This is a genomic window from Enterobacter sp. SORGH_AS_0287 (genome assembly GCF_031453695.1).
Lineage (GTDB): Bacteria > Pseudomonadota > Gammaproteobacteria > Enterobacterales > Enterobacteriaceae > Enterobacter > Enterobacter ludwigii.
The window spans coordinates 4,488,135-4,514,723 of record NZ_JAVIZW010000001.1 but is presented as its reverse complement, the minus strand read 5'-3'; the positions used below and the strand labels follow the sequence as shown (position 1 = coordinate 4,514,723).

Sequence of the window (26,589 nt, the reverse complement as noted above, 5' to 3'; positions counted from 1 at the left end):
CGCAATTTTTATACAGCACTCAGGACTGATTAAATTTGAACAACGGTAACAGGTAGCGTTGTGCTTCTTCCGTGATAGCCTCGAAGTATTCAGGCTCAAGCGTTCGCCATAAACGTTGATACCAAACATCCTCACCTTCGCCGCGCACCATCATGTTACCTTCATACGCCTGCATGAATTTACTCCGTGCTTTCTGCAGTGAAGCGTCATCCGTTAACATGGCATCATTCTGTGCGTCATAACAAGCTTTTATCCAGGCGCCACCGCTCTCGGGCAGTAGCAGGAGCGGTTTATTCATTCCCCGCAGGTAGCCTTCAACGTACAAGGATAAATAACGTAACGCCTGCTCTGCGTCCATCGGTGGAAAGCGCCATTCGCCCTCTTTGCGGACAAAAATACGGCTTTCGCCTTTATGGCCGCCAGCACTGTAGACAAGATGTTCGAGCCAGAGTTGCAAACCTTGTGAAACGCTAAGCATGGAAGGACGCCAGCGCAGGAGCCCATCCGGCTGTACCTGAGTTAGCCAGCCCGTGAGCTGCACACCCTGGCAGTTGAGATCGATTTCAAGACTGGTTCCGGGTTGCCGGCATTCCCTCACGCGTTCTGCCAGAGCTTCCATCTCCTGGCGCTGCGCCTCCCAGACAATTTCTCCGAACGCCCCGTAGGGTAACTGCCCCGCAGCACGGTAGCGGCGGTAAAGCTTGTCGGCATCTTCCTCTTCAACCAGCGCGTTCAGCAGCTGCTGGTTTAACTGATACCGCTCCAGCCCTTCCAACGTAAATGGCTCTGCATCAGGAATTTCACTCTCTTCAGAACGGAAATTGACCTGCAACCGTTGCTGGAAGAAAGCGCGTACCGGATGCCCCCAAAACCGCTGAAGCTGTTCAAAGGTCAGGGTGTCTATCGGGCGAGGATCAAGCTCCTGAATGAAATCGGTATGCGCTCTCCCCTCTTTTTTCGCCGCAGGCAGCCATTCGTGGGCATAGCTCTGATGATCGCTGACCACGTAGTTCACCGGGTCAAACGGCATGCGGCTATGGAAGCGGGTGATATGCGCCTTCACTCGCTGCGCGCTTTCATCACAGTTACGGGCTTCATCCCCCGCCAGATAGTGGCTCTGCCCGATATAATCCGCCAGTTCCTGCACCAGAACAGAAGGAAAGCGCTCGCTGTTGTCCTGGATAGAGCGGCCGATATAGCTGATATACAGCTGACGTTGAGCCGAAATGAGCGCCTCAAGGAAGAGATAGCGGTCATCGTCACGACGGCTACGATCACCCCGCTTTGGATTCGCACTCATCAGATCAAAACCCAGCGGCGCCAAGGCGCGTGGATAAATACCGTCATTCATTCCGAGCAGGCACACCACTTTGAACGGGATAGAACGCATTGGCATCAGGGTGCAAATATTGATTGGGCCTGCCAGGAAACGCTGGCTAATTCGCTCCTGATCGAGCCGTTGCGTCAGCTCATCGCGCAGCAATGACAACGGAATAGCCTCGTTATAGTGGGAACTCACGCCCTCTTCGACGATCGCCTGCCACTGCGTTTCAATGAGCGCCATAGCGGCTTCGGTATCACTGTCCGGCAGGAAGAAATCATTGAGCAATGCCCTGCAAACCGGGAGCCACGCATCCAGCGGACGCGGCTGCATCAACTCAAGCCGCCAGCGGTTAAGTTGCATCAGCAGGGAAGCTAAATGACCAACCAGCTCAGCGATCAACCCGCTGGACTCATCGTAGGGCAGGACTTCATTCCACTCGCCCTGGCTGCTTTCCATCGCATAGCCCAGCAGCATACGCGTCAGGCCAAACCGCCAGGTGTGCTGGCCGGTAGGAGGAAGCTCGAACGCCTGAACGTTGTCATCATCAATGCCCCAGCGTACGCCGGACTCGTTAACCCACTGACGAAGGTAGCGCAGCCCCTCTTCATTAATATTGAAACGTGCGGCCAGGACTGGGACATCCAGTAATGCCAGGACATCTTCGGAGATAAACCGGCTATCCGGTAATGAAAGCAAAGTAATAAAGGCCTGCAAGGCCGGATGAGACTGGCGGGCCCGTCGGTCAGAAATGGCGTACGGCAGGTAGCGTTCACCCGTCGCACTCCCAAAAACAGCCTGAATAAAGGGACTGTAACTGTCGATATCCGCCACCATCACCACAATGTCACGTGGCGTCAGCTCAGGATCGTCCTGCAACATCGCCAGCAGTTGATCGTGAAGGACTTCAACCTCGCGCTGCGGGCTGTGGCAAACGTGGATCGTGACGCTGCGATCGTCGCCGTCCAGCTTGCGCTTACTGTCGCTGCGTTCAAATTCTTTCGCCGTAACGCCCATGACGGCGCGGTTTTCGAGATCCAGAATGTCGAGCTGGATATTATGCAGCAGGCTATCCGGAGCGATCTCGACGAAGGCATCCACATCCCCTTCGCCTGACGACGTGATGTCTGAGAGCATGTGAATGTAGTCACGGCCCAGCTTTCCCCAAGAGGCAAGCAGCGGGTTTGGCAGGTTTTGAATGCCGTGCTCATCAAATAGCTGTGCGGCAGACGCGCTGTCTTTAAACAGTGGCACGGTACGCTCTTCAAACAGGCGTCGTCTCTGGCGAGACACCAGCCGCGAAAGCCAGCGTTCATCCTGAATGTCGCCCCAGTACTGGCGACACGGATTGGTAAAGAGGATATGTATGTCGATGTGTTTACCCAGCGCACTCAGCGCCTGCAAATACACCGGTGGCAGCGCCGAGATGCCGCAGATAAACACGCGAGAGGGCAGCCGGGCTGGTCGCTCAGCGCTGTTTTCCAGTATGGAGATAAACCGCTGGTAGAGGTTTGCACGGTGCCACTTCGGCTGGCCAAGTTTCTCAGTGTGTTCCACCAGCGCTTTCCAGAGTGGCGCCTGCCAGACTTGCGCCTCCGGTAACCCGTCGACCCGCTCGCCCGTTTCCCAGCGAGTCAGCCATTCCGGGCGATACACCAGATACTGGTCATAGAGATCGGCGGTGCGCGATGCCAGCTGGAACAGCTTGCGTTTATCGGTGTCGTCATTGAGGTAGTGGCGTAGCATGACGAATTCATCATGCTGCAGCATGTCCGGCAACAATGCCATCAGCTTCCAGCTCATGCTTTGCTTGTTGAAGGCACTCTGTTCCGGGATGTCCGGCAACACGCGGACAAACATCTCCCAGATAAAACTCGCGGGCAGCGGGAAATCGATATTTGCGGCAATGCCGAATTTACGCGAAAGCGACATCTGCAGCCACTGTGCCATACCGGTGCTCTGCACCAGCACCATTTCTGGCTCAAAAGGATCGTCAAGCCGCTCGCGCTCAACGATAAATTCCATCAGCGCTTCCAGCACATCCAGACGATTTGAGTGGTAGACCCTTAACATAGACGCTCCCGACTACTGGCTAACCGGGCAATGCAGACGCGTCATCTCGCCGCGCCGCCCCAGAGGAGAAATAAGTGTAACCGTGATGCTGACACATCCAGAGAGTGTTGTCTGCCCCCGACTGACCTGCCAGCCTGCCGGGAGAGCAATTGTTGAAAGCTGAGACTGATTCCAGGCATGGTGCCAGAGCTGACGATACTGATTAAACATAGAGAACCGCGTCGCCAGTGCTCGCTGATAACCCGACAGTGCCGTGACGATCATCACCAGCAGCATCATCGCCAGTAATACCTCAACCATGCTAAAGCCTTTTTCTCTGCTCACGGCAGCTGGCATAACGCATTCTCCTTAAGCGGACAAAAATCACTCCAGCCGTGTGGCGAGAAATAGATCTTACCGTCGATGATTTCGCCTCTGCGCCATAGCAGCAGGTCATCACTCCCGGCGATAAGCAGCACACGCGCTTCATTCAGTAGTCGCAGGCAAACTCGCCACGCCGATACCTTTTTGCACTGGATCTCAGGCTCAGATAACCAGCTCTGAACGCGTCCCCATTCAAGCGCTGACTGCACGGATGCCTGCTGTTGAACCGAGCGGCTCTCACCGCCCACCAGTGCGCTAAACGTGGTCAGCTGCTGATTGAGGCCGGTGAGGATCAGCGTGCCCAACACCAGTAAAAGTAATACCAGCGCCAGCGAGGACATCCCGCGCTGCCGGTTCACAGGTTGTACCCCGTGACGCCATAAAAAGCCTGACAGGGGGCCCCCTGCTCGCCCTGACGAAGGGCGGTCATTTCAATATTCAACTGGGGGGCAAACCCCGCATGCTCAACTTGACTCACCACAAAGTGCTGGATGAGAAGCCTGTTGGGGTCAGTGAGTTTCTCCCATCCTTTACCCTCACACGAGGTCGCCCCATGCAGGATCTCCAGTGCACCTGATTCCAGACGAAAACCTGTGCTGTCGTTTTCCGAAGACGAGCTATCCCAGTTACCGTTACTGTTTGCATCCCACCGTACAATGACACAGCGACCTTGCCTGCCGATCGTCAGTCCCTGCCCCGCACAGTTTCCGGCGCAATACCCCGCACGCTGAAGCTGTTTGCCAAGGGAAAAAAGGCGTTGCCACACCTCCTCCTCAAGCTCCCGCTGACCGGATTGCTGTAAAACAGCCCGCTGCAAGCCCGGTAAAAAGCGCGAGGCGCTTATCAGTAAAAGACTGCTGATCGCCGTGGCAATCAAAACTTCCATCAGTGAGAAACCCTGCTGGTTTAGGGACATGAACCTTCTCCTGTGACATTGCACATCCTGATTCGCCCTCCATTCGAGACAATGACGAGCCATTCTCCTGCACGACTTTGCAGGCGTATTCGCCCTGCCCATGCCGTATCCCTGAGTCCATAGAAGCCAAATAACGGCGTTATTTCACTTACCGTGACCTCCGGCCACAGGGGAATAAATACAAACGGACTGCCCTTATCACAGCCCTGCACGAATGCGCTCATCAGACAGGTGACGCCCCTGTCGCGCCGCAGTGTGACCTGGTGGTCACGGTTGTGCCGGTTTGCGTCATTGCGCAGAAATGCCAGGTAATCGCGCACCTGCCCGGCGGTTTGCCAGAGCCGTTGCTGCCGTTGCCAGTTGTCCCAGCCGTATAGCCCGGAGGCGCTGAGAATGACCACCAGCGAGATAGCCACCAGGGTTTCGATAAGCGTAAAACCGTTCTCTTTTTTCATGCCGGGAGTGTGGCGAAATGGCCTGGAATTGACGAGCAACGGAGGAGCGTTTTACGAGCCCTTATCAAGGAAAGTTAAGCGGTTGCAGTGTGTTGCATACGTTCTGGATAACGCGTCGGAAAGCGGGAAGAAGGCGAAAAAAAACCGGCGCTAAACAGCACCGGTTATGTCACGATTGACGGCCTCAGATAGCGACGGGCGCTTTGATGCCTGGATGAGGGTCATAACCCTCAATCTCAAAATCGTCAAAGCGGTAATCAAAAATGGATTCCGGTTTGCGTTTGATAATCAGCTTAGGCAAGGTGCGCGGTTCGCGGGTCAGCTGGAGATGCGTCTGTTCCATATGGTTGCTGTAGAGATGGGTATCCCCACCGGTCCAGACGAAATCGCCCACGTCCAGATCGCACTGCTGCGCCATCATATGCACTAACAGCGCATAGCTGGCAATGTTGAACGGCAGGCCGAGGAACACGTCGCAGGAGCGCTGATAGAGCTGGCAGGAGAGCTTGCCGTCTGCCACATAGAACTGGAAGAACGCATGGCACGGTGCCAGCGCCATTTTATCCAGCTCGCCGACGTTCCAGGCGGAAACGATAATACGGCGCGAGTCCGGATCGTTTTTCAGCTGGTTCATCACGGTGGTGATCTGGTCAATATGGCGGCCATCCGGCGTAGGCCATGCGCGCCACTGCTTACCGTACACCGGGCCCAGGTTGCCGTTTTCATCTGCCCATTCGTCCCAGATAGAGACGTTGTTTTCATGCAGATACGCAACGTTGGTATCGCCTTGCAGGAACCAGAGCAGTTCATGAATGATCGAGCGCAGGTGGCAGCGCTTTGTCGTCACCAGCGGAAAACCTTCCTGCAGATTGAAGCGCATCTGGTGGCCAAAAATGGAGAGCGTGCCGGTACCGGTACGGTCATTTTTCGGCGTGCCCTCATCGAGCACTTTTTTCATCAGTTCAAGATACTGTTTCATGGTTCCTCAGGAAAGTTGTTGCTGTGGACGACGACGATACGCCCAAATCATCATAATGACACCCGCGACAATCATCGGAATGGAGAGGATCTGCCCCATGCTGATGTACTGTACCCATTCGCCGGTGAACTGTGCATCCGGCTGGCGGAAGAACTCGACGATGATACGGAATGCACCGTAGCCAATCAGGAACAGACCGGAGACAGACCCCATCGGACGCGGTTTACGGATAAACAGATTCAGGATGATAAACAGCACCACACCTTCCAGCGCCAGCTCGTAAAGCTGAGACATGTGGCGCGGCAGAACACCGTAAGTATCGAACAGGGATTGCCACTCAGGATGAGACGGCAGCAGCGCCATGTCCTCTGCACGCGAGCCCGGGAACAGCATGGTAAAGGAGACACTCGGGTCGACACGCCCCCAGAGCTCACCATTGATAAAGTTGCCCAGACGTCCTGCTCCCAGACCAAACGGGATCAGTGGCGCGATAAAATCTGACACCTGGAAGAAGTTGCGTTTGGTGCGTTTGGCAAAAATCACCATCACCAGGATCACACCAATCAGCCCGCCGTGGAAGGACATGCCGCCATCCCAGACGCGGAACAGGTAGAGTGGATCGTTCAGGAATACCGGGAGGTTATAGAACAGAACATACCCAATACGGCCGCCCAGGAACACGCCAAGGAAGCCTGCATACAGCAGGTTCTCGACTTCGTTTTTGGTCCAGCCACTGCCGGGACGACTGGCGCGACGGCCAGCAAGCCACATGGCAAAAATGAAGCCGACCAGGTACATCAGACCGTACCAGTGAAGCGAAACAGGTCCTATTGAGAAAATGACCGGATCAAATTCCGGAAAATGCAGATAACCACTGTTCATCTGTCACCACAAGATGTTGTTATTCCGCTGAAAGTGGACAGCGGTAGAAATGCGATTCTGCTGTTAGCAGAGGCTCCAAAGTTGCGAATCATAGCATAAGGCGGACGCGGAGGATGCGCCAGAGATGTAAAAGATGTGTATAGAGGAGTGTGTTATATCCTCACCTCCGCCCTGTCACAAAGGACGAGGACGGAGTGAGGGGAAAAGTACGTATTAGCGACCGCCGCGAATCAGGCCGCCCATACCGCGTCGTTCCATGAAAGCAGCCACCTGATGACGCACTTCGGCGGCCAGCTGCGCTTCAAGACTGCGTTCAGCCAGCTCGCGGGCATCCTCAATATCGATATGCCGCAGCAGGTACTTCACGCGGGCAACCGCACGGCCGTTCATGGAGAGGTGGCGGTACCCCAGCCCAATCAGGATTGCAACGCACATCGAATCTCCGGCCATTTCACCACACAGGCGCAAATCAATATCGTGCTGTTCGGCTTCTCGCGCGATCATCGCTAACGCCCGGATCATCGCCGGGTGCAGGCTGTCATAGATGCTGGCAACACGCGTGTTGTTACGGTCGACGGCCAGAATATACTGCGTCAGGTCATTGGTACCGACCGAGATAAAGTCGACACGGTTAGCCAGCTGCGGCAGCATAAAGACCATAGACGGCACTTCAAGCATCACCCCAATTCGTGGTTTGGGGATCGCATAGCCAATCATCTCTTCGACTTCACGACCGGCACGCTCAATCAGCCGCCGCGCCTCGTCAATCTCATCAATGCTGGTGACCATCGGCAGTAAAATGCTGAGGTTACCCGTCGCCGCATTCGCGCGCAGCATGGCACGCACCTGGATCAGGAAGATCTCAGGCTGATCGAGCGTAATGCGTATCCCACGCCAGCCCAGGCACGGGTTTTCCTCACTGATCGGCATGTACGGCAGCTGTTTATCTGCCCCGACATCAAGGGTGCGCAGGGTGACCGGTTTGTCGTTAAACATCTGCAGCATGCCCTGATACTGCGCGACCTGCTCCTCTTCAGAGGGAAAGCCACTTTGCAGCATGAACGGGATTTCGGTGCGGTATAAGCCGATACCGTCGATGCGGCTGCCGAGCTTCTCTTCATGCTCGGGGCTTAAACCTGCGTTGAGCATGACTTTGATTCGCTCGCCGCTTTTGAGCTGCGCGGGCAGATTAACGTCATCCTCTGCCAGCTTGCTTAATTCATTCTCTTCGCTGATAAGGCGCTGGTATTCCTGAAGCAGAACCGGCTCAGGATCAACCAACAGCTCACCGCGATAACCGTCGACCACCAGGGTGCGTCGGTGCAGCACCGATGGCTGGATATCCGCCCCCATAACGGTGGGAATTCCCAGCGCGCGCACCATAATGGCCGCGTGCGAGTTCGCCGCGCCATCGCGTACCACTACGCCCGCCAGGCGGTCATGAGGCAGTTCAGCCAGCGTTGTCGCGGAGAGTTCATCGGCAACCAGAACAAAACGTTTTGGCCAGGCATTCGCGCCCTGAATAGTGTCATCAAGATGGAACAGTAAACGCTGCCCCAGGGCGCGTAAATCACCGGCCCGCTCTTTCAGGTAACCGTCGGTCAGTGCCGCAAACTGCTCGGCAAATTTTTCGATGACCTTTTTAACCGCCCACTCCGCAACCGCACCTTTATCGACTTCGTCAAAAAGCTCGCGGCGCAGACGTGCATCGGAGAGAAGGTGCGAGTAGAGGTCAAAAATGGCCGCCGTCTCTTTTTGCGCCCCAGCGGCAAAGCGCTTGCTGTAACGACGAAACTCATTCGACGCCTCTTCCAGCGCGGCGGTGAGACGCTCACGCTCAAGCGCTTCATCAAGCGTTGAGGCTTCGTACACCTGCTCCATCAACGGCAGAGTGGCGTCCATCCAGCCTTCGGCGATAGCGACGCCCGGCGACGCCGGAAGCGCGCGAATACGCGTATGGCGGTACTGACCAAACAGTGCCGTCAACTGGGACTGGGAGAGGATCGCGGCCATCTGCGTGGCCAGCGTGACGAGGAAAGACTCTTCGCTTTCATCGTACTGACGCAACTCACGCTGCTGTACCACCAGCACACCAAGCAGCTGACGGCGCTGAATAATCGGCACGCCCAGGAAGGCGCGGAAACGATCTTCTTTTACGGAGGGGATATATTTAAAGCTGGGGTGTTTTTGCGCGTCGGCAAGGTTGATAGGTTCGGCGAGTCGCCCAACCAGACCAACGATACCTTCATCAAACGCGAGCGTTACGGTGCGTCCACGTGGCTTTTTCAAACCACGGGTCGCCATCAGGTAATAGCAACGCCGATCGTGGTCGGCCAGATACACCGAACAGACTTCGGTCTCCATCGCAAGACAGATGTCGGTAACCAGAATGTTCAGCGCCTCATTCAGACGCGGCGCACTGGCCACCTTCTCGACTATTTCTCGCAAGCGGGTGAGCATGATTTGCGTAGCTTAACCTCTTTTACGTCGCCAGGCAGGTGCGCTCTGCGGCTTAGGCGGGATCTCCTGAAGCTGCATGACAACACTTGCGAACTCTTTCATCACCCTACGGTAAACATCGCGTTTAAATGACACGACCTGACGAACAGGATACCAATAGCTCACCCAACGCCAGCCATCAAACTCCGGCGTACTGCTGGTTTGCATATTGATATCTGAATCGTTGCCCACCAACTGCAGTAGAAACCATTTTTGTTTCTGGCCGATACAAACCGGCTTTGTGTCCCAACGCACCAAACGTTTCGGTAACTTGTAACGCAACCAGTTGCGGGTCGAAGCCAGGATGCGAACATCTTTTCGGCTTAAACCAACCTCTTCAAACAGCTCCCGGTACATCGCTTGTTCTGGGGACTCTCCCGGGTTGATCCCGCCTTGCGGGAACTGCCAGGAGTGCTGACCATATCGACGGGCCCACATCACCTGGCCCTGACGATTACAAATTACTATTCCTACGTTCGGGCGGTAGCCATCGTCATCAATCACCGGACTACCCCAAACTAAACCTTATATATGAATGATTGTTTCACACTACAGGGAGGCGGTAAACCACTCTCTTACAGGGCTGCAACCTAATAACATTTGAATAACTCACAAATACAGGCAGAGTTATAAACAGATGAGCGGCTCTGAGGGGAATTTTATTCACCTTTTCTGTGGATATAGTTGTGAAGAAGTGTCTGATTACCGATGAACAACCTCAGCCGCCGTCAATCTCCCTCCATTACCAATAAAAAATAAAATCATTACTTTCATAAAGTTAATCGTCATAAAACCAACCCACACCGCTTAAGCGTGACGATCGTCACATCAGGGATCGTTGTGCTGATGAAAGATCGAACAGCGTCGGTTTTATCCACAGATTGTGCCAATAAGTTAGGCACAATTTGTTTGAAAATTGGATTTTCGTCGCACGTCAAGGCTGTAAATTGAAACAGTAGTCAGGGTTATGCCCAGTTATCCCACTTTTCTGTGGATAACATGGTGTAAGATCCTGTTCATTGTCAGTGACCAGAATTGAACAACCGAATTTTTGTCCCTCGCCATCCATTTTTAGTGTGCTAAAAAAACCTATAAATCATGCACATGGCATATTCGTACAGAAAAAGTTAAACTCTATCCACAGGGGACAATTTCTTAGTGTATTTTTTAATCAAAAGGTTACCTTCATGCATTCGCTTTTACCCTTGCTTTCACCGCCGTCCAGCGAAACCCAGTTGCTACAGCAGGCGCAGCGTCTGGCTGGCTTTTCGCTTGGCGAGCTGGCGGCAATGGCTGGCCTGCCGATCCCTCAGGATCTGAAGCGGGATAAAGGCTGGATCGGCATGCTGCTGGAGCTGTGGCTGGGTGCAAGCGCAGGGAGTAAACCGGAGCAGGATTTCGCCGCCCTGGGCGTAGAGTTAAAAACCATTCCCATCGATAGCCTTGGTAAGCCCCTGGAAACGACATTTGTCTGCGTTGCACCGTTAACCGGGAATACCGGTGTGACGTGGGAAACCAGTCACGTTCGCCATAAACTGAAGCGCGTGCTTTGGGTCCCCGTAGAAGGAGAACGTCAGATCCCGCTGGCTGAACGCCGGGTTGGCGCACCGCTGCTGTGGAGTCCGGATGAAGATGAAGAGCATCAGCTGCGTCTGGACTGGGAAGAGCTGATGGATATGATTGTCCTCGGTCAGGTTGAGCGCATCACCGCCCGACACGGAGAGGTGTTACAGCTGCGGCCAAAGGCGGCGAACAGTAAAGCGCTCACGGAAGCAATCGGTGCCCGGGGCGAGCCGATACTGACATTGCCACGCGGTTTTTATCTCAAAAAGAACTTTACCGGGGCGCTGCTTGCTCGCCATTTCTTACTCAAAACGTAGTTTTTTACTTATTTTGAGAGCTCTCAAACATAATCACCTGGTTTTTAAGATTTTACCGCTTCCTCCTGTCGAAATATCGGGTTATTACTACACTATGATTTGATACGAGCCAGGTGAGGACGATAACGATGAAAAAATGGGCAGTGTTAATTTCAGCAGTCGGATTAGCGTTTGCAGTATCGGGCTGTAGCAGCGATTACGTGATGGCGACAAAAGATGGCCGGATGATCCTGACAGACGGCAAGCCGGAAGTCGATGATGACACCGGTCTGGTCAGCTACCGCGATCAGTCCGGGAATAAAATGCAGATCAATCGCGACGAAGTCTCGCAAATTATCGAGCGATAAACAGAGAGAGGTCAGTACCTTGCTGGCCTTTTTGATTTTTTTCTTCCCCTTTTGCTTCCCCTCTGCCATGTTTATATTCCTTTGTCGGGAGGTTCCTGACGCGGTCTACATGTCTATTGAAGGAAGCCGGCTATGCATTATCACCGTATCCCCCACAGCTCTCTGGAGATAAGCCAACTGGGGTTGGGCACGATGACATTTGGTGAACAAAACAGCGAAGCCGATGCCCATGCACAACTCGATTATGCCGTCAGCCAGGGCATTAACCTGATTGATGTCGCAGAGATGTACCCTGTTCCTCCACGCCCGGAAACGCAGGGGCTTACCGAAACCTACGTCGGCAACTGGCTGGCAAAACGCGGCAACCGCGAAAAACTGGTTATCGCCTCGAAAGTCAGCGGCCCTGCGCGTAACAGCGATGCCGGGATCCGCCCAAACCAGATCCTCGATCGCAAGAATATCCGTGCCGCGCTGGATGCCAGCCTGAAGCGCCTGCAAACCGATTATCTTGATCTCTACCAGGTACACTGGCCGCAGCGTCCAACCAACTGCTTTGGTAAGCTCGGCTACAACTGGAACGAAAGCGCTCCCGCCGTTACGCTGCTTGAAACGCTGGAAGCGCTGACCGAATGCCAGCGAGCGGGCAAAATCCGCTACATCGGCGTGTCTAACGAAACGGCTTTTGGCGTTATGCGCTACCTGCACCTGGCTGATAAACACGATCTGCCGCGCATTGTCACCATCCAGAACCCCTACAGCCTGCTCAACCGCAGTTACGAAGTGGGTCTGGCCGAAGTGACGCAATATGAAGAGGTTGAGCTGCTTGCCTATTCCTGCCTGGGCTTTGGTACGCTGACGGGTAAATACCTGAACGGTGCGAAGCCAGCCGGCGCGCGTAATACGCTCTTCAGCCGCTTTACCCGCTATAGCGGCGAGCAGACGCAGAAAGCCGTCGCGGCCTACGTTGATATTGCGAAGCGTCACGGGCTCGATCCTGCCCAGATGGCACTGGCCTTCGTACGCCGTCAGCCGTTTGTGGCCAGCACCCTGCTGGGCGCAACGACGATGGAACAGTTGAAAACCAACATTGAGAGTTTCCATCTGGACCTGAGCGAGGATGTGCTGGCGGAGATTGACGCGGTGCATCAGGTTTATACCTATCCGGCACCGTAAAAAAAGCAAAACGGCAACCCCTGTTGCCGTTTTTAATGTTTGCACCCGCTTGTGAAAAGGCGCTGAAGACGACCCGAATCAGCGGCGGCGCTGCCAGACCCACAAGCCGGCAATCGCCAGCGCGAACAGTCCACCGAACCCGACGCCAATCCCTACCACCGGCGCACCGGCTTTAACCGCCAGCGAATACAGGCCCAGCATCAGCAGCATCGCCAGGTTTTCACCGAGGTTTTGCACCGCAATAGCATTGCCCGCCCCGACCGTCTGCTTGCCACGCTCCTGCAAAAGGGCATTCAGCGGCACCACGAAGAAGCCCCCCAGAATACCAATCAGGATCAGCAGTACGTAGGCTGGCAATAACGCGTGTTGCAGCGCGAAAAAAAGTACCGCAACGCCAATCAGGATCCCTGCCGGCATACAGCGAGCAACGGTGTCGAGCGTCACCAGTTTTGCCGCTGCCCCCGCGCCCACCACAATCCCGATCGCCACCATCGCATTAAGGTAGGTTGGCGTCGCGTTGTCCGTGATCCCCAGCGCCACCGGCACCCACAGCACCAGCAGGAAGCGCAGCGTAACGCCAGCGCCCCAGAACATACTGGTGCCCATCAGAGAGAATCGCGTTTCACCGTTACGCCACAGCACGCGGCAGGCATTGAAGAAGCTGCCGGTCATCGGCTTAAAGCGCCAGGATTGCCCCGGACGCGCCACCGGCAGTTTCGGAATAAACAGGTTAGCGACTACCGCACCACCGTACACCACGGCACACACGCCGAGGGCCGCCAGCACGTGCCAGTCAGCGAGGACACCGCCTGCGACGGAGCCAAGCAGGATTGCCGCAATGGTGGAGGACTCCATCAGCCCATTGGCTTTCACCAGCTTATCACCGGTGGTCAGCTCCCCGAGGATGCCATACTTCGCCGGGGAGTAGGCTGCGGCACCAATGCCGACCAGCGTATAGCCAATAAATGGATTGAAACCAAAACAAATGCTGGCGGCTCCCAGCAGTTTCAGACCGTTGGCAAACATCATTACCCGGCCTTTCGGGAAGCTGTCCGCAACCTGTCCGACAAACGGTGCAAAGATAATGTAAGCGCCCACAAACACCATCTGCAGAACCGGCTGACTCCAGTCGGGGTAAAACTCAGCCTTGAGCAGTGCCAGCGTGGCAAACAGCAGCGCGTTATCGCCAAAGGCGGAGAGGAACTGGGCGGCAATCACCGCCATCATGCCTTTTGAGCGCAGAGAGGTGTTAGTGTGTACTGACTCACGCATTATGTTGTTCCGCCTGTTCAACCATGCCCTTGAGGGTCACGAAGTCGGGCTTACCGCTGCCGAGCACCGGAAGCTGTTTCAGGTAGCGAATATCACGAGGTACCGCCAGCTCCGGGATGCCGTGCTCGCGGGCATAGCTCAGTAACTGGTCGCGCTTAAGCTCGCTGTCGGTGGTGAACAGCACCAGCGCCTCGCCTTTACTTGCATCACTCTTCACAACCGTGGCATGCATCTTGTCGGCGGAGACGCCCGATGCCAGCTGTTCAACCATCTCAAGCGAGACCATTTCACCCGCAATCTTGGCAAAGCGTTTTGCACGCCCCTGGATCTGCACAAAGCCTTGCTCATCGAAACGTACAATATCGCCGGTGTCGTACCAGCCCGTTTCAATCTCGCCATTAACGTTTTCTGCGGTCGGTGCTTCCAGCACGCCGGGGTTTTCCACGCGCAGATAGCCGTTCATCACGTTTGGCCCTTTCAGCTGCAGACGTCCACCGTCTTCAATGCCAGGCACCGCCAGCAGACGAGCATCCAGCCCAGGCAGAATTCGGCCGACTGTCCCCGGTTTCGCCGCCATTGGCACGTTGATAGAGACCACCGGCGCACACTCTGTCACGCCATACCCCTCGAGGATACGCAGACCAAATTTGTCCTGCCAGATCTGTCGCGTGCTCTCCTGCAGTTTTTCCGCGCCAGCAACCACGTAGCGCACGCGGAAGAAGTCATACGGATTGGCGAAACGCGCGTAGTTTCCGAGGAAGGTTGAGGTTCCAAACAACACGGTACAGTTACGGTCATACACCAGCTCAGGCACAATGCGGTAATGCAACGGGCTTGGATAAAGGAAGACTTCGGCACCGGTCAGCAACGGCGTGAAAAGCCCCACCGTCAGGCCAAAAGAGTGGAACAGCGGCAGCGCTGACATAAACCGGTCTTTCGCGGTAAAGTCGGCAATGCTTTTGATCTGCTCAACGTTCGCCAGAATACTCTTGTGACTGTGGACGACGCCTTTCGGGTTGCCTTCAGAGCCAGAGGTGAAGAGGATAATCGCGTCGTCTTCCGGCTGCTGTTTCACCTGAGCCAGACGCGGCATCAGCAGATGAGCAAAAATCCACAGTTTGTCGCCTGTCGTCACGTCCGCTTTAAGATCTTCCAGGAAGACCCAGCGTACCTGGGTAAGCTGTTCAGGAAGATGCCACAGTTTGCCTTTGTCGAGGAACTGGCGGGAGGTAAAGACGGTTTTGATTTGCGCTGCCGTGATGGCGCTGGTCAGCCCTTTCACGCCCGCCGTGTAGTTCATCATCGCCGGAATACGGCCACGAGAAACGGCACCAAAAATCACCGCCGCACTGATGCCTGCGTTGGGCAGCATCAGGCCAATCTTTTCGCCCTGCTGACTGTACTTCTCAAGAATACGGCCCACGAACAATGTTTTGGTCAGCAGCTTGCGATAGGTATCCGGGGTAAAGTTGATGTCTTCGATGCAGTTTTTCTTCGCGCCGTAGCGGTGCTGTGCCGACAGCAGGGATTCATACAGCGTCTCGCGCGGGCGGACCGCCATACGCGCTTCCATCATAATCTGGTGCAGCATCTCTCCGGCAATTTTACGGCGATCGCGTGCACGGGGCGCGTCAGGCATCGGTAACGACGTTGGCGGCAGGATATGCAACGTAATTTTTGGGAACACGCGCTGCTTTACCAGCCCTTTCAGACGGCTGAAATAGGAGCGCTCCGCCCCTTCAATACGCAGTGGCACCACGGTTGCTTTTGACTTCGCCGCGACAAACCCGGCGCCGTCGTAGATTTTCATCAGTGAACCGGTCACCGAGATGCGCCCTTCCGGGAAAATAACCACCGGACGCCCCTGCTCTACCAGACGCACCAGATGTTTAATCATCATCGGTTTGGTCGGGTCGAGCGGCACAAAATCAATCAGCGGCGTGAGCCAGCGCATGTACCACTGCTGGCTGATGGAGGTATAAACCGCAAACACCGGACGCACGGGCAGAAATAGCGCCAGCAGAATGCCGTCGATAAAGGAAACATGGTTTGGTGTGATAAGAACGCGTTCGCCGCGAAGCGCCTGAGCATCGCCAGTGACGCGAATGCGAAAGAGAATACGGAAGAGTGTACGGAAGAACCCAAAAAGCATCTCAACTCCCTTTGCCAGCCAGTGTGAAGGGTTGATAGTAAATGGTGGCAGATTACACGAGAAGTGATACGGGAGCGACTGCAAAGTTGAGGCGAAAAAAAACCTGCGCATCCGCGCAGGTTGGTGCAAGAGAAGAGTACGAAACCGTACTAAGAATTCTCACCAATCAATACCTCTGGGATCTCGACTCTATCAATCTCCCCCTCATCCTCGCCATCGGACAATCGCAACAGCCTGAGGCAAAGTGTAACTAAAGGTTCAGATTGACATTATTCAGACATGACTGCCCGTGTAACGATTACACGGCCAGGGTTGTGCTGCGTCACGTTTGTGGAGGGCGAACCCCCGCGCCCCTTGAATGCACCGCGCTTTTCCGCAACACTATTTCGTGTGTAAACGCTTACCCCCACTAAGAAGGTATGTAATGGCGACAATAAAGGATGTGGCCCGTCTGGCTGGTGTTTCCGTGGCGACCGTCTCACGCGTGATTAACGACTCCCCTAAAGCCAGTGACGCATCACGCCAGGCGGTGCAAAACGCCATGGAATCATTGAATTATCATCCGAATGCCAACGCCCGCGCCCTTGCCCAACAGTCTACTGAAACCATCGGACTGGTGGTGGGCGATGTGTCTGACCCGTTTTTTGGCGCCATGGTAAAAGCGGTTGAACAGGTTTCTTATCAGACCGGCAATTTTCTGCTGATCGGCAATGGCTATCACAACGAACAAAAAGAACGCCAGGCTATCGAACAGCTGATGCGCCACCGCTGCGCTGCGCTGGTTGTTCACGCCAAAATGATCCCCGATGCTGAACTCATTCATCTGATGAAGCAGATCCCCGGCATGGTGATCATCAATCGAATTATTCCCGGTTTTGAGAAACGCTGCGTGGCACTCGACGACCGCTACGGCGCCTGGCTTGCTACCCGCCATTTGATTCAGCAGGGCCATACCCGCATTGGTTATCTCTGCTCCAATCACCCGATTTCCGATGCCGAAGATCGCCTGCAGGGCTACTACGATGCCCTGCGCGAAAACGGTTTGCCGTGTAATGACCGGCTGGTGGCCTACGGCGAGCCGGATGAGAGTGGCGGCGAACAGGCAATGACAGAACTGCTGGGGCGTGGACGGAATTTCACGGCGGTTGCCAGCTATAACGACTCGATGGCCGCCGGGGCAATGGGGGTGTTAAATGACAACGGAATCGAGGTGCCGGGAGAAATTTCACTCATTGGCTTTGATGATGTGCTGGTGTCCCGCTACGTGCGTCCCCGCCTGACCACGGTACGTTACCCGATTATCACAATGGCAACGCAGGCTGCGGAGCTGGCACTGGCGCTGGCCGAACAACGCCAGCCACCGGATATCACCCACCTGTTCAGCCCCACCTTAGTCCGCCGTCACTCTGTAGGTTCGCCAGCAGAAGCGGGAGAGGAATAGCGATACAGATGTACCGTTTTGTTCGGGTATTCGAGCGCATCGCCAATGTACTGCCAGCCGTAACGTTCGTAGAAGTCGCGGCAGGCAGACCACAGATGCAGTTCGTGATACCCGGCCTGTGCGGCATAGGCGATAACATGCTGCTGCAGTTTTCCCGCCAGTCCGTTACCACGCGCCGCTTCATCAACGTACAGCGCAGCCAGCCACGGACAAAGATCCTGTCGGGTGATTAAATCGCAGCGCCAGATCCCAACCGTACCCAGAAGCTGTTCGCCCTCCAGAGCAATAAAGGTCAACGGTAACGCGCCCGGCGTCTGGCTATGTTCAACGATGCTCTGGAAAAACGCCCGCGTAAGCCCGTCACCGAACGCCTGCCAGATCCAGTCAGTTACCTGTTCCGCATACTGAGGCGCGGCATAGAGAGGCAGAATAGTCACACCAGCTTCCCCTGAAACACGGGCACAGATTCAAAAAGATAACCGTCAAAATCCGGCGCATCTTCATCGGAGAGTTCAAGTAAGCTCTTTTTCACATTTTCCAGATGCTGGAACATCGCCTGCCAGGCACCCATCACGTCACGACGACGAAGCGCCGCGAGGATAGTTTGCCTGTCGCCCAGCCATTTCAGGCGGTATGCACGGCTGGCGATATGCCCATTGAATTGCTGCCACAGCGGGCTGCTGTCCATGTGGTGCCAGATACTTTCTACCGTTGCCAGCAGCATCTGGTTTTGCGTTGCCCCCGCCAGCACCAGGTGAAACATTTTATTATTGTCCTGGCTGTTATCGTTGGCGGCAATGGCGCGCTGCTCCTGCTCAATAATACGGCGCAGATTGTCGATGTCTGCGCGTGTCGCCATTTTGGCAGCAAACGCGGCGATGTTGCTTTCGAGAAGCTGGCGCGCCTGCAGGATCTCAAAGGGGCCGACGTCGCTGTTCAGAAAACGTTCTTCTTCGTTTTCGTGTTCTTCAGGAATGCGCATCACATAAACGCCAGACCCCTGGCGGATATCCACCGTGCCCTGCAGCTCCAGCATCAGCAATGCCTCACGCACGATGGTACGACTTACGCCGTACTTCTCAGCAATATTACGCTCGGGCGGCAGACGGGAACCTACGGGATAGTGCCCCTGGATAATTTGCGCCCGTAAATCCTCGCCAATTTCCTGGTACTGTTTTTTTTCCGGCAGGATGACAGCCTTATCCACGTTTTCACCTGTTTTTTCAGTTAATGCGCAGGCCGGGCGTCCTCCCGGCCAGTTTGTGCGCTATTTTACCAGAACCAGCATGGTTTTCGCTTACTTCCATTCATCATCGACCGGGAGCGTGAGCGCGCACGCATCGCGCAGCTGCCGGAACCAGCTCGCCGACCTTTTCGCCCGCCTGGCGCGATTGTTATTAAGATCGATCTCAATCAGCCCGTAGCGGTTTTTGAAGGCGTTCATCGGCGATACGTTGTCCGTGAAGGCCCACAGCATATAGCCATGACAGTTTGCCCCCTCCTCCCGCGCCAGCAGCGTGTAATAGAGGTGCTCGCGAATGAACGCAATGCGGTACTCGTCGTCAATGACCCCGTCACTGTTGCGAAATTGCGCTTCGTTCTCCACGCCCATCCCGCTCTCCGCCACGAACCAGTCGATATTGCGGTAGTCATTTTTTATCCGCATCGCCATATCGTAGATAATTCGGGGGTAGATTTCCCAGCCGCGGGATTTATTCATTCGCCGTCCTGGCAGTTCGAACGGTTCGTAGTAGTACGCCGGGTGGAACGGTGTCTCCGGGTGCCAGGCACGAGACGGCGCTTTCACTCGATGCGGGTAATAGAGGTTTATCCCCAGCTCATCGACGGTGTTCTGCGCAATCAGTTCCAGCTCTTCTGCGGTGTAGTCCCACGCCACCTGATGCTGTTCCAGCAGCGTAAACAGTTCTGGCGGGTAGCGCCCGTGCACCAGCGGATCGAGAAATACGCGGTTATAGAACAGATCGTACTTCTCTGCGGCGTTAACATCGTGCGGTGCGCACGATCGAGGATAGGTGACTTCGGGGTTGAGAATACAGCCAACCGAGCCAGGGTAGCCTTTGGCGCGAAACAGCTGTACAACCTTTGCCGTCGCCAGAACCTTATGGTGGTTCCACTGCATCCATTTACCGGTATTCTGCTCGTAGGGCCAGCGCAGCGCATCGAGATAAACGCGGGTCTGTACCACGATCGGTTCATTGAAGGTAAACCAGCGGGTGACTTTACCGTGGTAGCGTTCAAAGACTTTTTCCGCATAGCGGACAAACAGGTCGACAACCTGCTTGGAAGCCCAGCCGCCGTAAGTGTCAAGCAGCACGCCCGGCAGCTCGTAATGCTCAAGGCAGATCATCGGCTCAATGCCCTGACGGTGCATCTCATCGAACAACGCGTCGTAATAGGCGGCGTACTCCTCGTCCACCGTCACTTTTTCATAGTCGGTTAAAAAACGTGACCAGTTAATCGAGGTTCGGTAGTGCGTCAGCCCTGCCTGCTTCATCAGCGCCACATCCTCGCGAAAGCGGTTGATAAAGTCGGTCGCCACCGCCGGGCCATAGCCGTTGTGCCAGACGTGGCGATCGTTTTTGTACCAGAGATCGATCCACGAATCCTGCCCCGCCTTTTTGCCGCTCCAGCCTTCGGTTTGCCAGGCTGACGCAGCCGCGCCCAGAATGAAATCCTGCGGAATGGTTATCTGTTTTGTCGTCATCACATCCTCATGCATTGTCGGTCGCCTGTTGCAGCGCGGCCTGTTCGGCACGTCGTGAAGCAATCTTCACAAACGGCAGGTAGATAATGACGGCAGTCACAATGCAGATAAGCTGAGTGATGACCGCCCCCATCGATCCGGCGGTGGAGAGCCAGGCGTTGATCAGCGGCGGCGTGGTCCACGGCACCATCACCACGGCTTTACCGGCAAAGCCGGTCACAGTGGCAAAGTAACCGATAGAGCCGGTCACCAGCGGCGTGATAATGAAAGGAATGGCGAGGATCGGGTTAAGCATGATTGGCATGCCGAAGATCACCGGCTCGTTGATGTTAAAGAGCCCCGGACCAATGGAAAGCTTGGCGATCTCTTTCATTTCTTTGCGTTTGGTGGCAATCATGACCGCGATCAGCAGGCCGATGGTCAGCCCCGACCCGCCGATGCTCATGTACACATCCCAGAACGGCATGGTGATGATATTCGGCACCTCTTTGCCCTGCTCAAAGGCGCTCATATTAACGGTGATGGCGCCTAACAGCAGCGGCTCGCGGATCGGCTTGATCATCTGGTTGCCGTGAATACCAATCACCCAGAAAAGCTGTGCGACAAACATCAGCAGCAGAATGCCCGGCAGGCTTTGCACCACGCGCTCCAGCGGCTGTTGCACCACCTGATAGACCGCGTCATAGAGATACATGCCGGTGAGTTGATGGAAGACGAAACCCAATGTGGCAATCGCGGTAGTGGTGATGATCGCCGGGATCAGCGCGGAGAACGATGCCGCCACGTTTGGCGGTACGGTGTCCGGCATCCTGATCTTCAGCCCCTTGCGGTTTTCCAGCCAGCAGTAAATTTCTACCGACAGAATCGCGATAAACATACCGAGGAACAGGCTGCGGGTATCAGAGAACTGACGCAGCAGCACGTCTTTCACCACGTGCATTTCACCATCCACCAGCATCTCAACGGTTGTCGGCGTCACGCAGATAAAGCAGATCACCGCCAGCAGGCCAGGGAATAAGGATTTGATCCCGTTGATGCGGCCCAGTTCGATGCCGATTAAGAACACCGCGCCAATGTTAAGGAAATTCAGGGTGGCGTAATTGAGCGCGCTGGTGATGGGTTTTAGCGTGGCGAGAAAAGAGAGGGACTGGAAGCTCGCCAGGCCATTTTTCGGATCCAGTACCATATTGGAGATCAAGACAGAGAATGCCCCAACGATGATGACCGGCATTAAGGTAATAAAGGCAGACTTGATCGCCATGATATAGCGATAACTGTTGAATTTTGTGGCAAAACTGCCCAGAGCGTCGATCAGTTTTTCCTGTAATGCCATAGGGTAATACCTCAGTAAAAGGGCTTTTATTGGATAAGGTGTACAGCCGGATACTATTGGCATACCAAAAATAGCTTCATGTCGGGTTTTGTTCTGTGATTAAGCTCTCAACGACGTAACAGGTATTCCAAAATGCGGTTTATATCGATTTTGGCATACCACTTAAAATCCTGTATTTCGAACTGACCGATCGTTACCTAAAAGCGTGATCGTGCTGGAAGTTTTGCCCTTCCCGCATCGCTTATGCACCGGATGGTCTGTGTTAAACTGCAGATCGTTACGTGGAATCAGGAATGTCTAATGGCAACAATGCTGGATGTCTCATTGCGCGCGGGCGTGTCGAAAGCCACGGTATCGCGCGTGCTGAACGGCACAGGTCAGGTTAAAGAGAGTACGCGTCAGCAGGTGTTTAATGCGATGGAAGAGCTGGGCTACCGCCCGAATTTTCTCGCGCGTTCGCTGGCGAACCAGACCAGCAACAGCATTGGTCTGGTGGTCTCTACCTTTGATGGTTTTTACTTTGGTCGTCTTCTTCAGCAGGCCTCCCGACAGACGGAAACCCACGGCAAGCAGCTGATCGTCACGGATGGTCACGACGCCCCGGAGCAGGAAGAGCAGGCGGTACAAATGCTGGCCGATCGCAAATGCGATGCCATCGTGCTTTACACCCGCTACATGAGCGAAAAAGCGATCATGAAGCTGATCCATTCGGTGCAAACCCCGCTGGTGGTCATCAATCGTGAAGTCAGCCAGGCGCCCGATCGCTGCGTGTTCTTCGAACAGCAGGATGCCGCCTTTAAGGCCGTGGATTACCTGATCAACCAGGGCCACCGGGAGATCGCCTGTATCACCGTCCCGATCCACACGCCAACCGGGAAAGCGAGGCTAATGGGCTACCGTAAGGCGCTGGAAAAGCACGGCATTCGTCTGGACGAGCAGCGGATTAAGTATGGCGATGCGGGAATGACGCGAGGATATGAGCTCTGCAAAGAGCTGATTGCCGACGGTATAGCGTTTAGCGCTCTGTTTGCCTGTAACGATGATATGGCGCTGGGTGCGTCCAAGGCGCTACACCAGGCGGGGCTGCGGATCCCACAGGATATTTCCCTGTTTGGCTTTGACGATGCCCCATGCGCGAAATGGCTGGAGCCAGCGCTCTCGTCGGTTTATCTGCCTATCGACAATATGATCGTTACGGCTATCGATCAGGCGATCCGGCTGGCAAAAAACCAACCGGTCGACGCGATCCCGCCGTTCACCGGTACGCTGGTATTACGCGACTCGGTCACGACGGGGCCGTACTTCACTCAGACGAGTTCCAGCGCCAGCAGCTCCTGAATGGTCTGGCGGCGGCGGATCAGCCGCGCCTTGCCGTTATCAAACAACACTTCTGGCAGCAGCGGGCGGCTGTTGTAGTTTGAGGACATTGACGCCCCGTAGGCACCGGTATCGTGCAGCACCAGATAGTCGCCTGGTTTAACTTCCGGCAGCGCGCGGGTTTCCACTTTCCCCCCTTCCTGCTGGGTAAAGACATCACCAGACTCACACAGCGGGCCCGCAACAACCGTCTCGATACGCGGCGCGTGAGTTAAATCGCGGCCATCGGCAGCCAGAGCCGAAATGTGGTGATAGCTGCCGTACATTGACGGGCGCATCAGATCGTTAAAGCCCGCGTCAATCAGCACAAAGTGGCGCGAGCCCATCTCTTTCACGCTGCGAACCTGCGCCACCAGCACCCCGGATTCAGCCACCAGGAAACGACCCGGCTCAATTTCCAGCTTCACGGCATGACCAAGATGCGCGGCGACCTGGTCACGCGCGGCGCTCCACAGGCCGTAATAGTGATCGGTGTCGATCGCCTCTTCCCCTTCACGGTAAGGAATGGAAAGACCGCCCCCGGCGGAGATCGCCTCCAGATCCTGACCAAACTCGATCACCTGGCGCACCATTGCGCCACAGACCTGCTCAAGGTGCGCGTAATCCACGCCGGAGCCGATGTGCATATGAATCCCCACCAGCTTCAGATTGTAACGCTGCAGTACGTCCAGGGCAGCGGGCATATCGGCATACCAGATACCGTGCTTGCTGTTTTCGCCCCCGGTATTGGTTTTTTGGCTATGACCGTGACCAAAGCCAGGGTTCACGCGCAGCCAGACGCGGTGGCCCGGAGAAACTTGCCCAAGCTGTTCCAGCATATCCACGGACCCGGCGTTTACCGGCACCTGTAGCTCATGGACGCGAGCAAGCGTGGCGTCGTCGATCACATCGGCGGTAAACACAATCGCGTCAGGATCGGTTTTCGGATCAAACCCGGCCGCCAGCGCGCGCTCAATCTCCCCCAGGGAGACGGAGTCGACCTTCACACCCTGCTCACGCATCAGACGCAGAATGTGGATATTGGAGCACGCCTTCTGGGCAAAACGCACCACGTCAAACTGATGCAGGGCAGCAATCTTCTCGCGAACAATCTGCGCGTCGTAGACCCACACCGGACAGCCAAACTCGGCAGGCAGGCGTAGCAGGTTTTCGGCATTCAAATCGGTATCAGTCTGGTTAAGCGGGCGTGGCATGGTCTTTCTCCGGGGTGATATTTTTTTATGATTACGCCACAGCAGGAAGAGAATAAAAAATATCGTTTTATCGCGAGTCTATGCAAAAATGATATGGACAGTTCTCTGTATTCAGGTGACCTATGCCCGCCGTCAATTTACGCCATATCGAGATTTTTCACGCCGTGATGACCACGGGCAACCTCACCGAGGCTGCGCAGATGCTCCATACCTCGCAGCCAACGGTCAGCCGCGAGCTGGCGCGATTCGAGAAAGTGCTGGGACTGAAGCTGTTCGAACGCACACGGGGCAGGCTTCACCCAACGGTACAGGGGCTGCGCCTGTTCGAGGAAGTGCAGCGCTCATGGTATGGCCTGGATCGCATTGTCAGTGCGGCGGAAAGCCTGCGCGAGTTTCGGCAGGGCGAGCTATCGATTGTCTGCCTGCCCGTCTTTTCACAGTCTTTTTTGCCGACGCTGCTCCAGCCTTTTCTGGCCCGATATCCGGAGGTGAATCTCACGATTGTCCCGCAGGAGTCACCGCTGCTTGAGGAGTGGCTCTCCGCACAGCGCCATGATTTAGGCCTGACCGAAACCCTCTCTACGCCCGCTGGAACGGAACGCACGGAACTGCTCTCTTTAGATGAGGTGTGCGTGCTGCCAGCCGGGCACCCGCTTGCCCGCAAGCAGATTCTGACGCCAGCGGATTTTCACGGTGAGAACTACATTAGCCTGTCACAAACCGACAGCTACCGGCAGCTGCTGGATTCACTGTTTGCTGAGCATCAGGTGAAGCGCAGGATGGTGGTCGAGACCCACAGTGCGGCCTCCATTTGCGCCATGGTGCGCGCCGGGGTGGGCGTTTCGGTGGTGAATCCACTGACGGCGCTGGATTACGCCGGGCGCGATATTGTCATCCGCCCGTTTAGCCTGTCAGTCCCGTTCACCGTGAGCCTGATCCGCCCCCTCCATCGCCCGGTCTCAGCGCTGGTGGAGGCGTTTACGGAGCACCTGATAGCCCATGCCCGTCAGGTGGCGCTTCGTTTATCCGATCGGCAAAGTTTATGACAGCATAAACTCCACGGCATCGGCGGCATGAATCGCGGCGGTATCGAAGACCGGAATCGGGCTTTGCTCAACCGGCACCAGTAAACCGATTTCCGTACAGCCGAAGATCACCCCTTCCGCCCCCTGCTGCGCGAGTTTTTCAATCACGCTGACGTAATATGCCCGGGATGATTCGCTAAAGGTGCCGAGGCAGAGTTCATCAAAGATAATCTGGTTGATGCGGGCCCGGTCTGCCTCATCCGGGATCAGGCTTTCAATGCCAAACTGGCTGCTCAACCGACCGCGGTAAAAATCCTGCTCCATGGTGTAGCGCGTTCCCAGCAGCGCCACACGACGTAACCCGGATGCGGTGATGGCCCGCCCGGTTGCATCGGCAATGTGCAGGAAGGGCAGCGAACAGCGCGCTTCGATATGGGACGCGACTTTATGCATAGTGTTGGTACAGAGCAAAATCCCCTCTGCTCCCGCACGCTCCAGCCCCAGCGCGGCCTCGGCCAGTATTTCCCCGGCTTTATCCCATTCACCGCTCGACTGGCAGGCTTCGATTTCATGGAAATCTACGCTGTGCAGCAGCAGGCTGGCAGAATGCAGGCCCCCCAGACGTTGCTTCACCCCTTCATTAATCAGGCGGTAATAGGGGATTGTCGATTCCCAGCTCATCCCCCCTAACAGGCCGATCGTTTTCATCATCCCTCCTTATGTGTTTATCCCAGTGAAGCAAACTTGTGATCGTGTTTCCAGTTCTTTGTCACGTCGTTTCTTTTTAACCCCTGGTGATATAAATTAAATGAAACATTGTTTTAATACATTCGGGGGTAACGATATGTTTATTTTCCACAACGAAACCACGCTTGACGATCTGGGGAACGGCGTGACGCGCCGTATTCTTGCCCATGGCGGTAAAATGATGGCGGTGGAGGTGAATTTTGAACAGGGCGCGACAGGCCCACTGCATAACCATCCTCATGAACAGTTAACCTATGTGCTGTCCGGCGAGTTTGAGTTCACGATTGGAGATGAAAAACATGTGGTGACGGCCGGGGATACCCTCTACAAAAAGCCACATGTGATGCACGGCTGCGTGTGTCTTAAACCCGGCACGCTGCTGGATACCTTCACGCCGGTACGTGAGGATTTTTTGAAATAAAAAAGGGCGCTGATG

General features: G+C 55.3%; 24 protein-coding genes and 1 pseudogene. 8 read left to right on the top strand and 17 right to left on the bottom strand.

Annotation, left to right across the window (positions count from 1 at the left end; genetic code table 11):
- Positions 1 to 19: 19 nt before the first annotated feature.
- The 9 genes from recC to rppH all read right to left on the bottom strand — a co-directional run bounded on the left by recC (position 20) and on the right by rppH (position 9,992).
- The gene (gene recC, locus QE396_RS21510) at positions 20 to 3,394 is read right to left on the bottom strand and encodes an exodeoxyribonuclease V subunit gamma (RefSeq protein WP_047366609.1); all 3,375 of its coding nucleotides are present in this window, start codon (positions 3,392 to 3,394) and stop codon (positions 20 to 22) included.
- 12 nt (positions 3,395 to 3,406) lie between these two features.
- Positions 3,407 to 3,730 (bottom strand): prepilin-type N-terminal cleavage/methylation domain-containing protein, encoded by a 324-nt coding sequence (locus tag QE396_RS21505; RefSeq protein WP_014171443.1) that lies wholly within the window; start codon positions 3,728 to 3,730, stop codon positions 3,407 to 3,409.
- Positions 3,715 to 4,116 carry a DUF2509 family protein gene (locus QE396_RS21500; protein WP_020883781.1) on the bottom strand — a complete coding sequence of 134 codons (402 nt, stop codon included), beginning with the start codon at positions 4,114 to 4,116 and terminating at the stop codon, positions 3,715 to 3,717. Before QE396_RS21500 ends, QE396_RS21505 begins: the two co-directional genes overlap by 16 nt.
- Positions 4,113 to 4,673, bottom strand: coding sequence for a prepilin peptidase-dependent protein (locus QE396_RS21495; protein ID WP_020883780.1), 561 nt, complete (start codon positions 4,671 to 4,673; stop codon positions 4,113 to 4,115). The genes QE396_RS21500 and QE396_RS21495 overlap by 4 nt, the downstream gene beginning before the upstream one ends.
- Entirely contained in the window at positions 4,664 to 5,128 is a 465-nt protein-coding gene (locus QE396_RS21490) for a prepilin peptidase-dependent protein (protein WP_020883779.1), read from the bottom strand. The genes QE396_RS21495 and QE396_RS21490 overlap by 10 nt, the downstream gene beginning before the upstream one ends.
- 184 nt (positions 5,129 to 5,312) lie before the next feature.
- Complete coding sequence (gene thyA / locus QE396_RS21485) at positions 5,313 to 6,107, bottom strand: thymidylate synthase (protein WP_020883778.1); 795 nt, start codon at positions 6,105 to 6,107, stop codon at positions 5,313 to 5,315.
- 6 nt (positions 6,108 to 6,113) lie between these two features.
- Positions 6,114 to 6,989: a prolipoprotein diacylglyceryl transferase gene (lgt, locus tag QE396_RS21480; RefSeq protein ID WP_014171449.1), complete on the bottom strand. Its 876-nt coding sequence runs from the start codon at positions 6,987 to 6,989 to the stop codon at positions 6,114 to 6,116.
- Between the two features lie 213 nt (positions 6,990 to 7,202).
- Entirely contained in the window at positions 7,203 to 9,449 is a 2,247-nt protein-coding gene (ptsP, locus tag QE396_RS21475; RefSeq protein ID WP_014171450.1) for a phosphoenolpyruvate--protein phosphotransferase, read from the bottom strand.
- A 12-nt stretch (positions 9,450 to 9,461) separates the two neighbouring features.
- The gene (gene rppH / locus QE396_RS21470; protein WP_013098553.1) at positions 9,462 to 9,992 is read right to left on the bottom strand and encodes an RNA pyrophosphohydrolase; all 531 of its coding nucleotides are present in this window, start codon (positions 9,990 to 9,992) and stop codon (positions 9,462 to 9,464) included.
- A gap of 463 nt (positions 9,993 to 10,455) precedes the next feature.
- On the opposite strand from rppH, the pseudogene QE396_RS21465 reads away from it, so the two are divergent.
- The 4 genes and pseudogenes from QE396_RS21465 to QE396_RS21450 all read left to right on the top strand — a co-directional run.
- Positions 10,456 to 10,521: pseudogene (locus QE396_RS21465) on the top strand (hypothetical protein); the annotation flags it as partial.
- Between the two features lie 154 nt (positions 10,522 to 10,675).
- A complete protein-coding gene (mutH, locus tag QE396_RS21460) occupies positions 10,676 to 11,368 on the top strand; it encodes a DNA mismatch repair endonuclease MutH (RefSeq protein WP_032678891.1) in 693 nt (230 codons plus the stop codon).
- A gap of 128 nt (positions 11,369 to 11,496) precedes the next feature.
- A complete protein-coding gene (locus tag QE396_RS21455) occupies positions 11,497 to 11,715 on the top strand; it encodes a YgdI/YgdR family lipoprotein (protein ID WP_020883776.1) in 219 nt (72 codons plus the stop codon).
- Positions 11,716 to 11,847: 132 nt separating this feature from the next.
- Positions 11,848 to 12,888, top strand: a complete 1,041-nt coding sequence (locus tag QE396_RS21450) for an NADP(H)-dependent aldo-keto reductase (RefSeq protein WP_309952397.1) — start codon at positions 11,848 to 11,850, stop codon at positions 12,886 to 12,888.
- A gap of 78 nt (positions 12,889 to 12,966) precedes the next feature.
- On the opposite strand, the gene lplT is transcribed toward QE396_RS21450, so the two are convergent.
- The gene (lplT, locus tag QE396_RS21445; protein ID WP_025203340.1) at positions 12,967 to 14,160 is read right to left on the bottom strand and encodes a lysophospholipid transporter LplT; all 1,194 of its coding nucleotides are present in this window, start codon (positions 14,158 to 14,160) and stop codon (positions 12,967 to 12,969) included.
- Positions 14,153 to 16,312 carry a bifunctional acyl-ACP--phospholipid O-acyltransferase/long-chain-fatty-acid--ACP ligase gene (gene aas / locus QE396_RS21440; protein WP_020883773.1) on the bottom strand — a complete coding sequence of 720 codons (2,160 nt, stop codon included), beginning with the start codon at positions 16,310 to 16,312 and terminating at the stop codon, positions 14,153 to 14,155. Before aas ends, lplT begins: the two co-directional genes overlap by 8 nt.
- A gap of 424 nt (positions 16,313 to 16,736) precedes the next feature.
- On the opposite strand from aas, the gene galR reads away from it, so the two are divergent.
- On the top strand, positions 16,737 to 17,753 hold the full coding sequence (galR, locus tag QE396_RS21435; RefSeq protein WP_020883772.1) for an HTH-type transcriptional regulator GalR: 1,017 nt from the start codon (positions 16,737 to 16,739) through the stop codon (positions 17,751 to 17,753).
- On the opposite strand, the gene QE396_RS21430 is transcribed toward galR, so the two are convergent.
- The 4 genes from QE396_RS21430 to QE396_RS21415 form a co-directional block, all read right to left on the bottom strand.
- A complete protein-coding gene (locus QE396_RS21430; RefSeq protein ID WP_014171458.1) occupies positions 17,714 to 18,190 on the bottom strand; it encodes a GNAT family N-acetyltransferase in 477 nt (158 codons plus the stop codon). The two genes, galR and QE396_RS21430, sit on opposite strands and share 40 nt — an antisense overlap.
- Positions 18,187 to 18,960 (bottom strand): GntR family transcriptional regulator, encoded by a 774-nt coding sequence (locus QE396_RS21425; RefSeq protein WP_014171459.1) that lies wholly within the window; start codon positions 18,958 to 18,960, stop codon positions 18,187 to 18,189. Before QE396_RS21425 ends, QE396_RS21430 begins: the two co-directional genes overlap by 4 nt.
- 90 nt (positions 18,961 to 19,050) lie before the next feature.
- On the bottom strand, positions 19,051 to 20,478 hold the full coding sequence (locus tag QE396_RS21420; RefSeq protein ID WP_020883771.1) for a glycoside hydrolase family 1 protein: 1,428 nt from the start codon (positions 20,476 to 20,478) through the stop codon (positions 19,051 to 19,053).
- 7 nt (positions 20,479 to 20,485) lie between these two features.
- Positions 20,486 to 21,811 (bottom strand): PTS sugar transporter subunit IIC, encoded by a 1,326-nt coding sequence (locus QE396_RS21415; RefSeq protein ID WP_020883770.1) that lies wholly within the window; start codon positions 21,809 to 21,811, stop codon positions 20,486 to 20,488.
- Between the two features lie 300 nt (positions 21,812 to 22,111).
- On the opposite strand from QE396_RS21415, the gene QE396_RS21410 reads away from it, so the two are divergent.
- Positions 22,112 to 23,149, top strand: coding sequence for a LacI family DNA-binding transcriptional regulator (locus QE396_RS21410; protein WP_020883769.1), 1,038 nt, complete (start codon positions 22,112 to 22,114; stop codon positions 23,147 to 23,149).
- Here the strand turns inward: QE396_RS21410 and lysA are convergent.
- Positions 23,119 to 24,381: a diaminopimelate decarboxylase gene (lysA, locus tag QE396_RS21405; protein WP_020883768.1), complete on the bottom strand. Its 1,263-nt coding sequence runs from the start codon at positions 24,379 to 24,381 to the stop codon at positions 23,119 to 23,121. The two genes, QE396_RS21410 and lysA, sit on opposite strands and share 31 nt — an antisense overlap.
- 122 nt (positions 24,382 to 24,503) lie before the next feature.
- Between lysA and QE396_RS21400 the strand changes: the two genes are divergently transcribed.
- Positions 24,504 to 25,427 (top strand): LysR family transcriptional regulator, encoded by a 924-nt coding sequence (locus QE396_RS21400; RefSeq protein WP_014171464.1) that lies wholly within the window; start codon positions 24,504 to 24,506, stop codon positions 25,425 to 25,427.
- Here QE396_RS21400 and QE396_RS21395 read toward each other — a convergent pair.
- A complete protein-coding gene (locus tag QE396_RS21395) occupies positions 25,422 to 26,114 on the bottom strand; it encodes an aspartate/glutamate racemase (RefSeq protein ID WP_020883767.1) in 693 nt (230 codons plus the stop codon). The genes QE396_RS21400 and QE396_RS21395 overlap by 6 nt on opposite strands.
- Positions 26,115 to 26,250: 136 nt before the next feature.
- Here QE396_RS21395 and QE396_RS21390 point away from each other — a divergent pair, with 136 nt between their 5' ends.
- Positions 26,251 to 26,574, top strand: a complete 324-nt coding sequence (locus tag QE396_RS21390; protein ID WP_020883766.1) for a cupin domain-containing protein — start codon at positions 26,251 to 26,253, stop codon at positions 26,572 to 26,574.
- Positions 26,575 to 26,589 lie beyond the last annotated feature (15 nt).

Excerpts from the sequence above, each read along its gene's own strand:
- recC (WP_047366609.1), bottom strand. The coding sequence starts at position 3,394 with ATGTTAAGGGTCTACCACTCAAATCGTCTGGATGTGCTGGAAGCGCTG.
- QE396_RS21505 (WP_014171443.1), bottom strand. The coding sequence starts at position 3,730 with ATGCCAGCTGCCGTGAGCAGAGAAAAAGGCTTTAGCATGGTTGAGGTA.
- QE396_RS21495 (WP_020883780.1), bottom strand. The coding sequence starts at position 4,673 with ATGTCCCTAAACCAGCAGGGTTTCTCACTGATGGAAGTTTTGATTGCC.
- QE396_RS21490 (WP_020883779.1), bottom strand. The coding sequence starts at position 5,128 with ATGAAAAAAGAGAACGGTTTTACGCTTATCGAAACCCTGGTGGCTATC.
- thyA (WP_020883778.1), bottom strand. The coding sequence starts at position 6,107 with ATGAAACAGTATCTTGAACTGATGAAAAAAGTGCTCGATGAGGGCACG.
- lgt (WP_014171449.1), bottom strand. The coding sequence starts at position 6,989 with ATGAACAGTGGTTATCTGCATTTTCCGGAATTTGATCCGGTCATTTTC.
- ptsP (WP_014171450.1), bottom strand. The coding sequence starts at position 9,449 with ATGCTCACCCGCTTGCGAGAAATAGTCGAGAAGGTGGCCAGTGCGCCG.
- mutH (WP_032678891.1), top strand. The coding sequence starts at position 10,676 with ATGCATTCGCTTTTACCCTTGCTTTCACCGCCGTCCAGCGAAACCCAG.
- QE396_RS21455 (WP_020883776.1), top strand. The coding sequence starts at position 11,497 with ATGAAAAAATGGGCAGTGTTAATTTCAGCAGTCGGATTAGCGTTTGCA.
- QE396_RS21450 (WP_309952397.1), top strand. The coding sequence starts at position 11,848 with ATGCATTATCACCGTATCCCCCACAGCTCTCTGGAGATAAGCCAACTG.
- lplT (WP_025203340.1), bottom strand. The coding sequence starts at position 14,160 with ATGCGTGAGTCAGTACACACTAACACCTCTCTGCGCTCAAAAGGCATG.
- aas (WP_020883773.1), bottom strand. The coding sequence starts at position 16,312 with ATGCTTTTTGGGTTCTTCCGTACACTCTTCCGTATTCTCTTTCGCATT.
- galR (WP_020883772.1), top strand. The coding sequence starts at position 16,737 with ATGGCGACAATAAAGGATGTGGCCCGTCTGGCTGGTGTTTCCGTGGCG.
- QE396_RS21420 (WP_020883771.1), bottom strand. The coding sequence starts at position 20,478 with ATGACGACAAAACAGATAACCATTCCGCAGGATTTCATTCTGGGCGCG.
- QE396_RS21415 (WP_020883770.1), bottom strand. The coding sequence starts at position 21,811 with ATGGCATTACAGGAAAAACTGATCGACGCTCTGGGCAGTTTTGCCACA.
- QE396_RS21410 (WP_020883769.1), top strand. The coding sequence starts at position 22,112 with ATGGCAACAATGCTGGATGTCTCATTGCGCGCGGGCGTGTCGAAAGCC.
- lysA (WP_020883768.1), bottom strand. The coding sequence starts at position 24,381 with ATGCCACGCCCGCTTAACCAGACTGATACCGATTTGAATGCCGAAAAC.
- QE396_RS21400 (WP_014171464.1), top strand. The coding sequence starts at position 24,504 with ATGCCCGCCGTCAATTTACGCCATATCGAGATTTTTCACGCCGTGATG.
- QE396_RS21395 (WP_020883767.1), bottom strand. The coding sequence starts at position 26,114 with ATGAAAACGATCGGCCTGTTAGGGGGGATGAGCTGGGAATCGACAATC.
- QE396_RS21390 (WP_020883766.1), top strand. The coding sequence starts at position 26,251 with ATGTTTATTTTCCACAACGAAACCACGCTTGACGATCTGGGGAACGGC.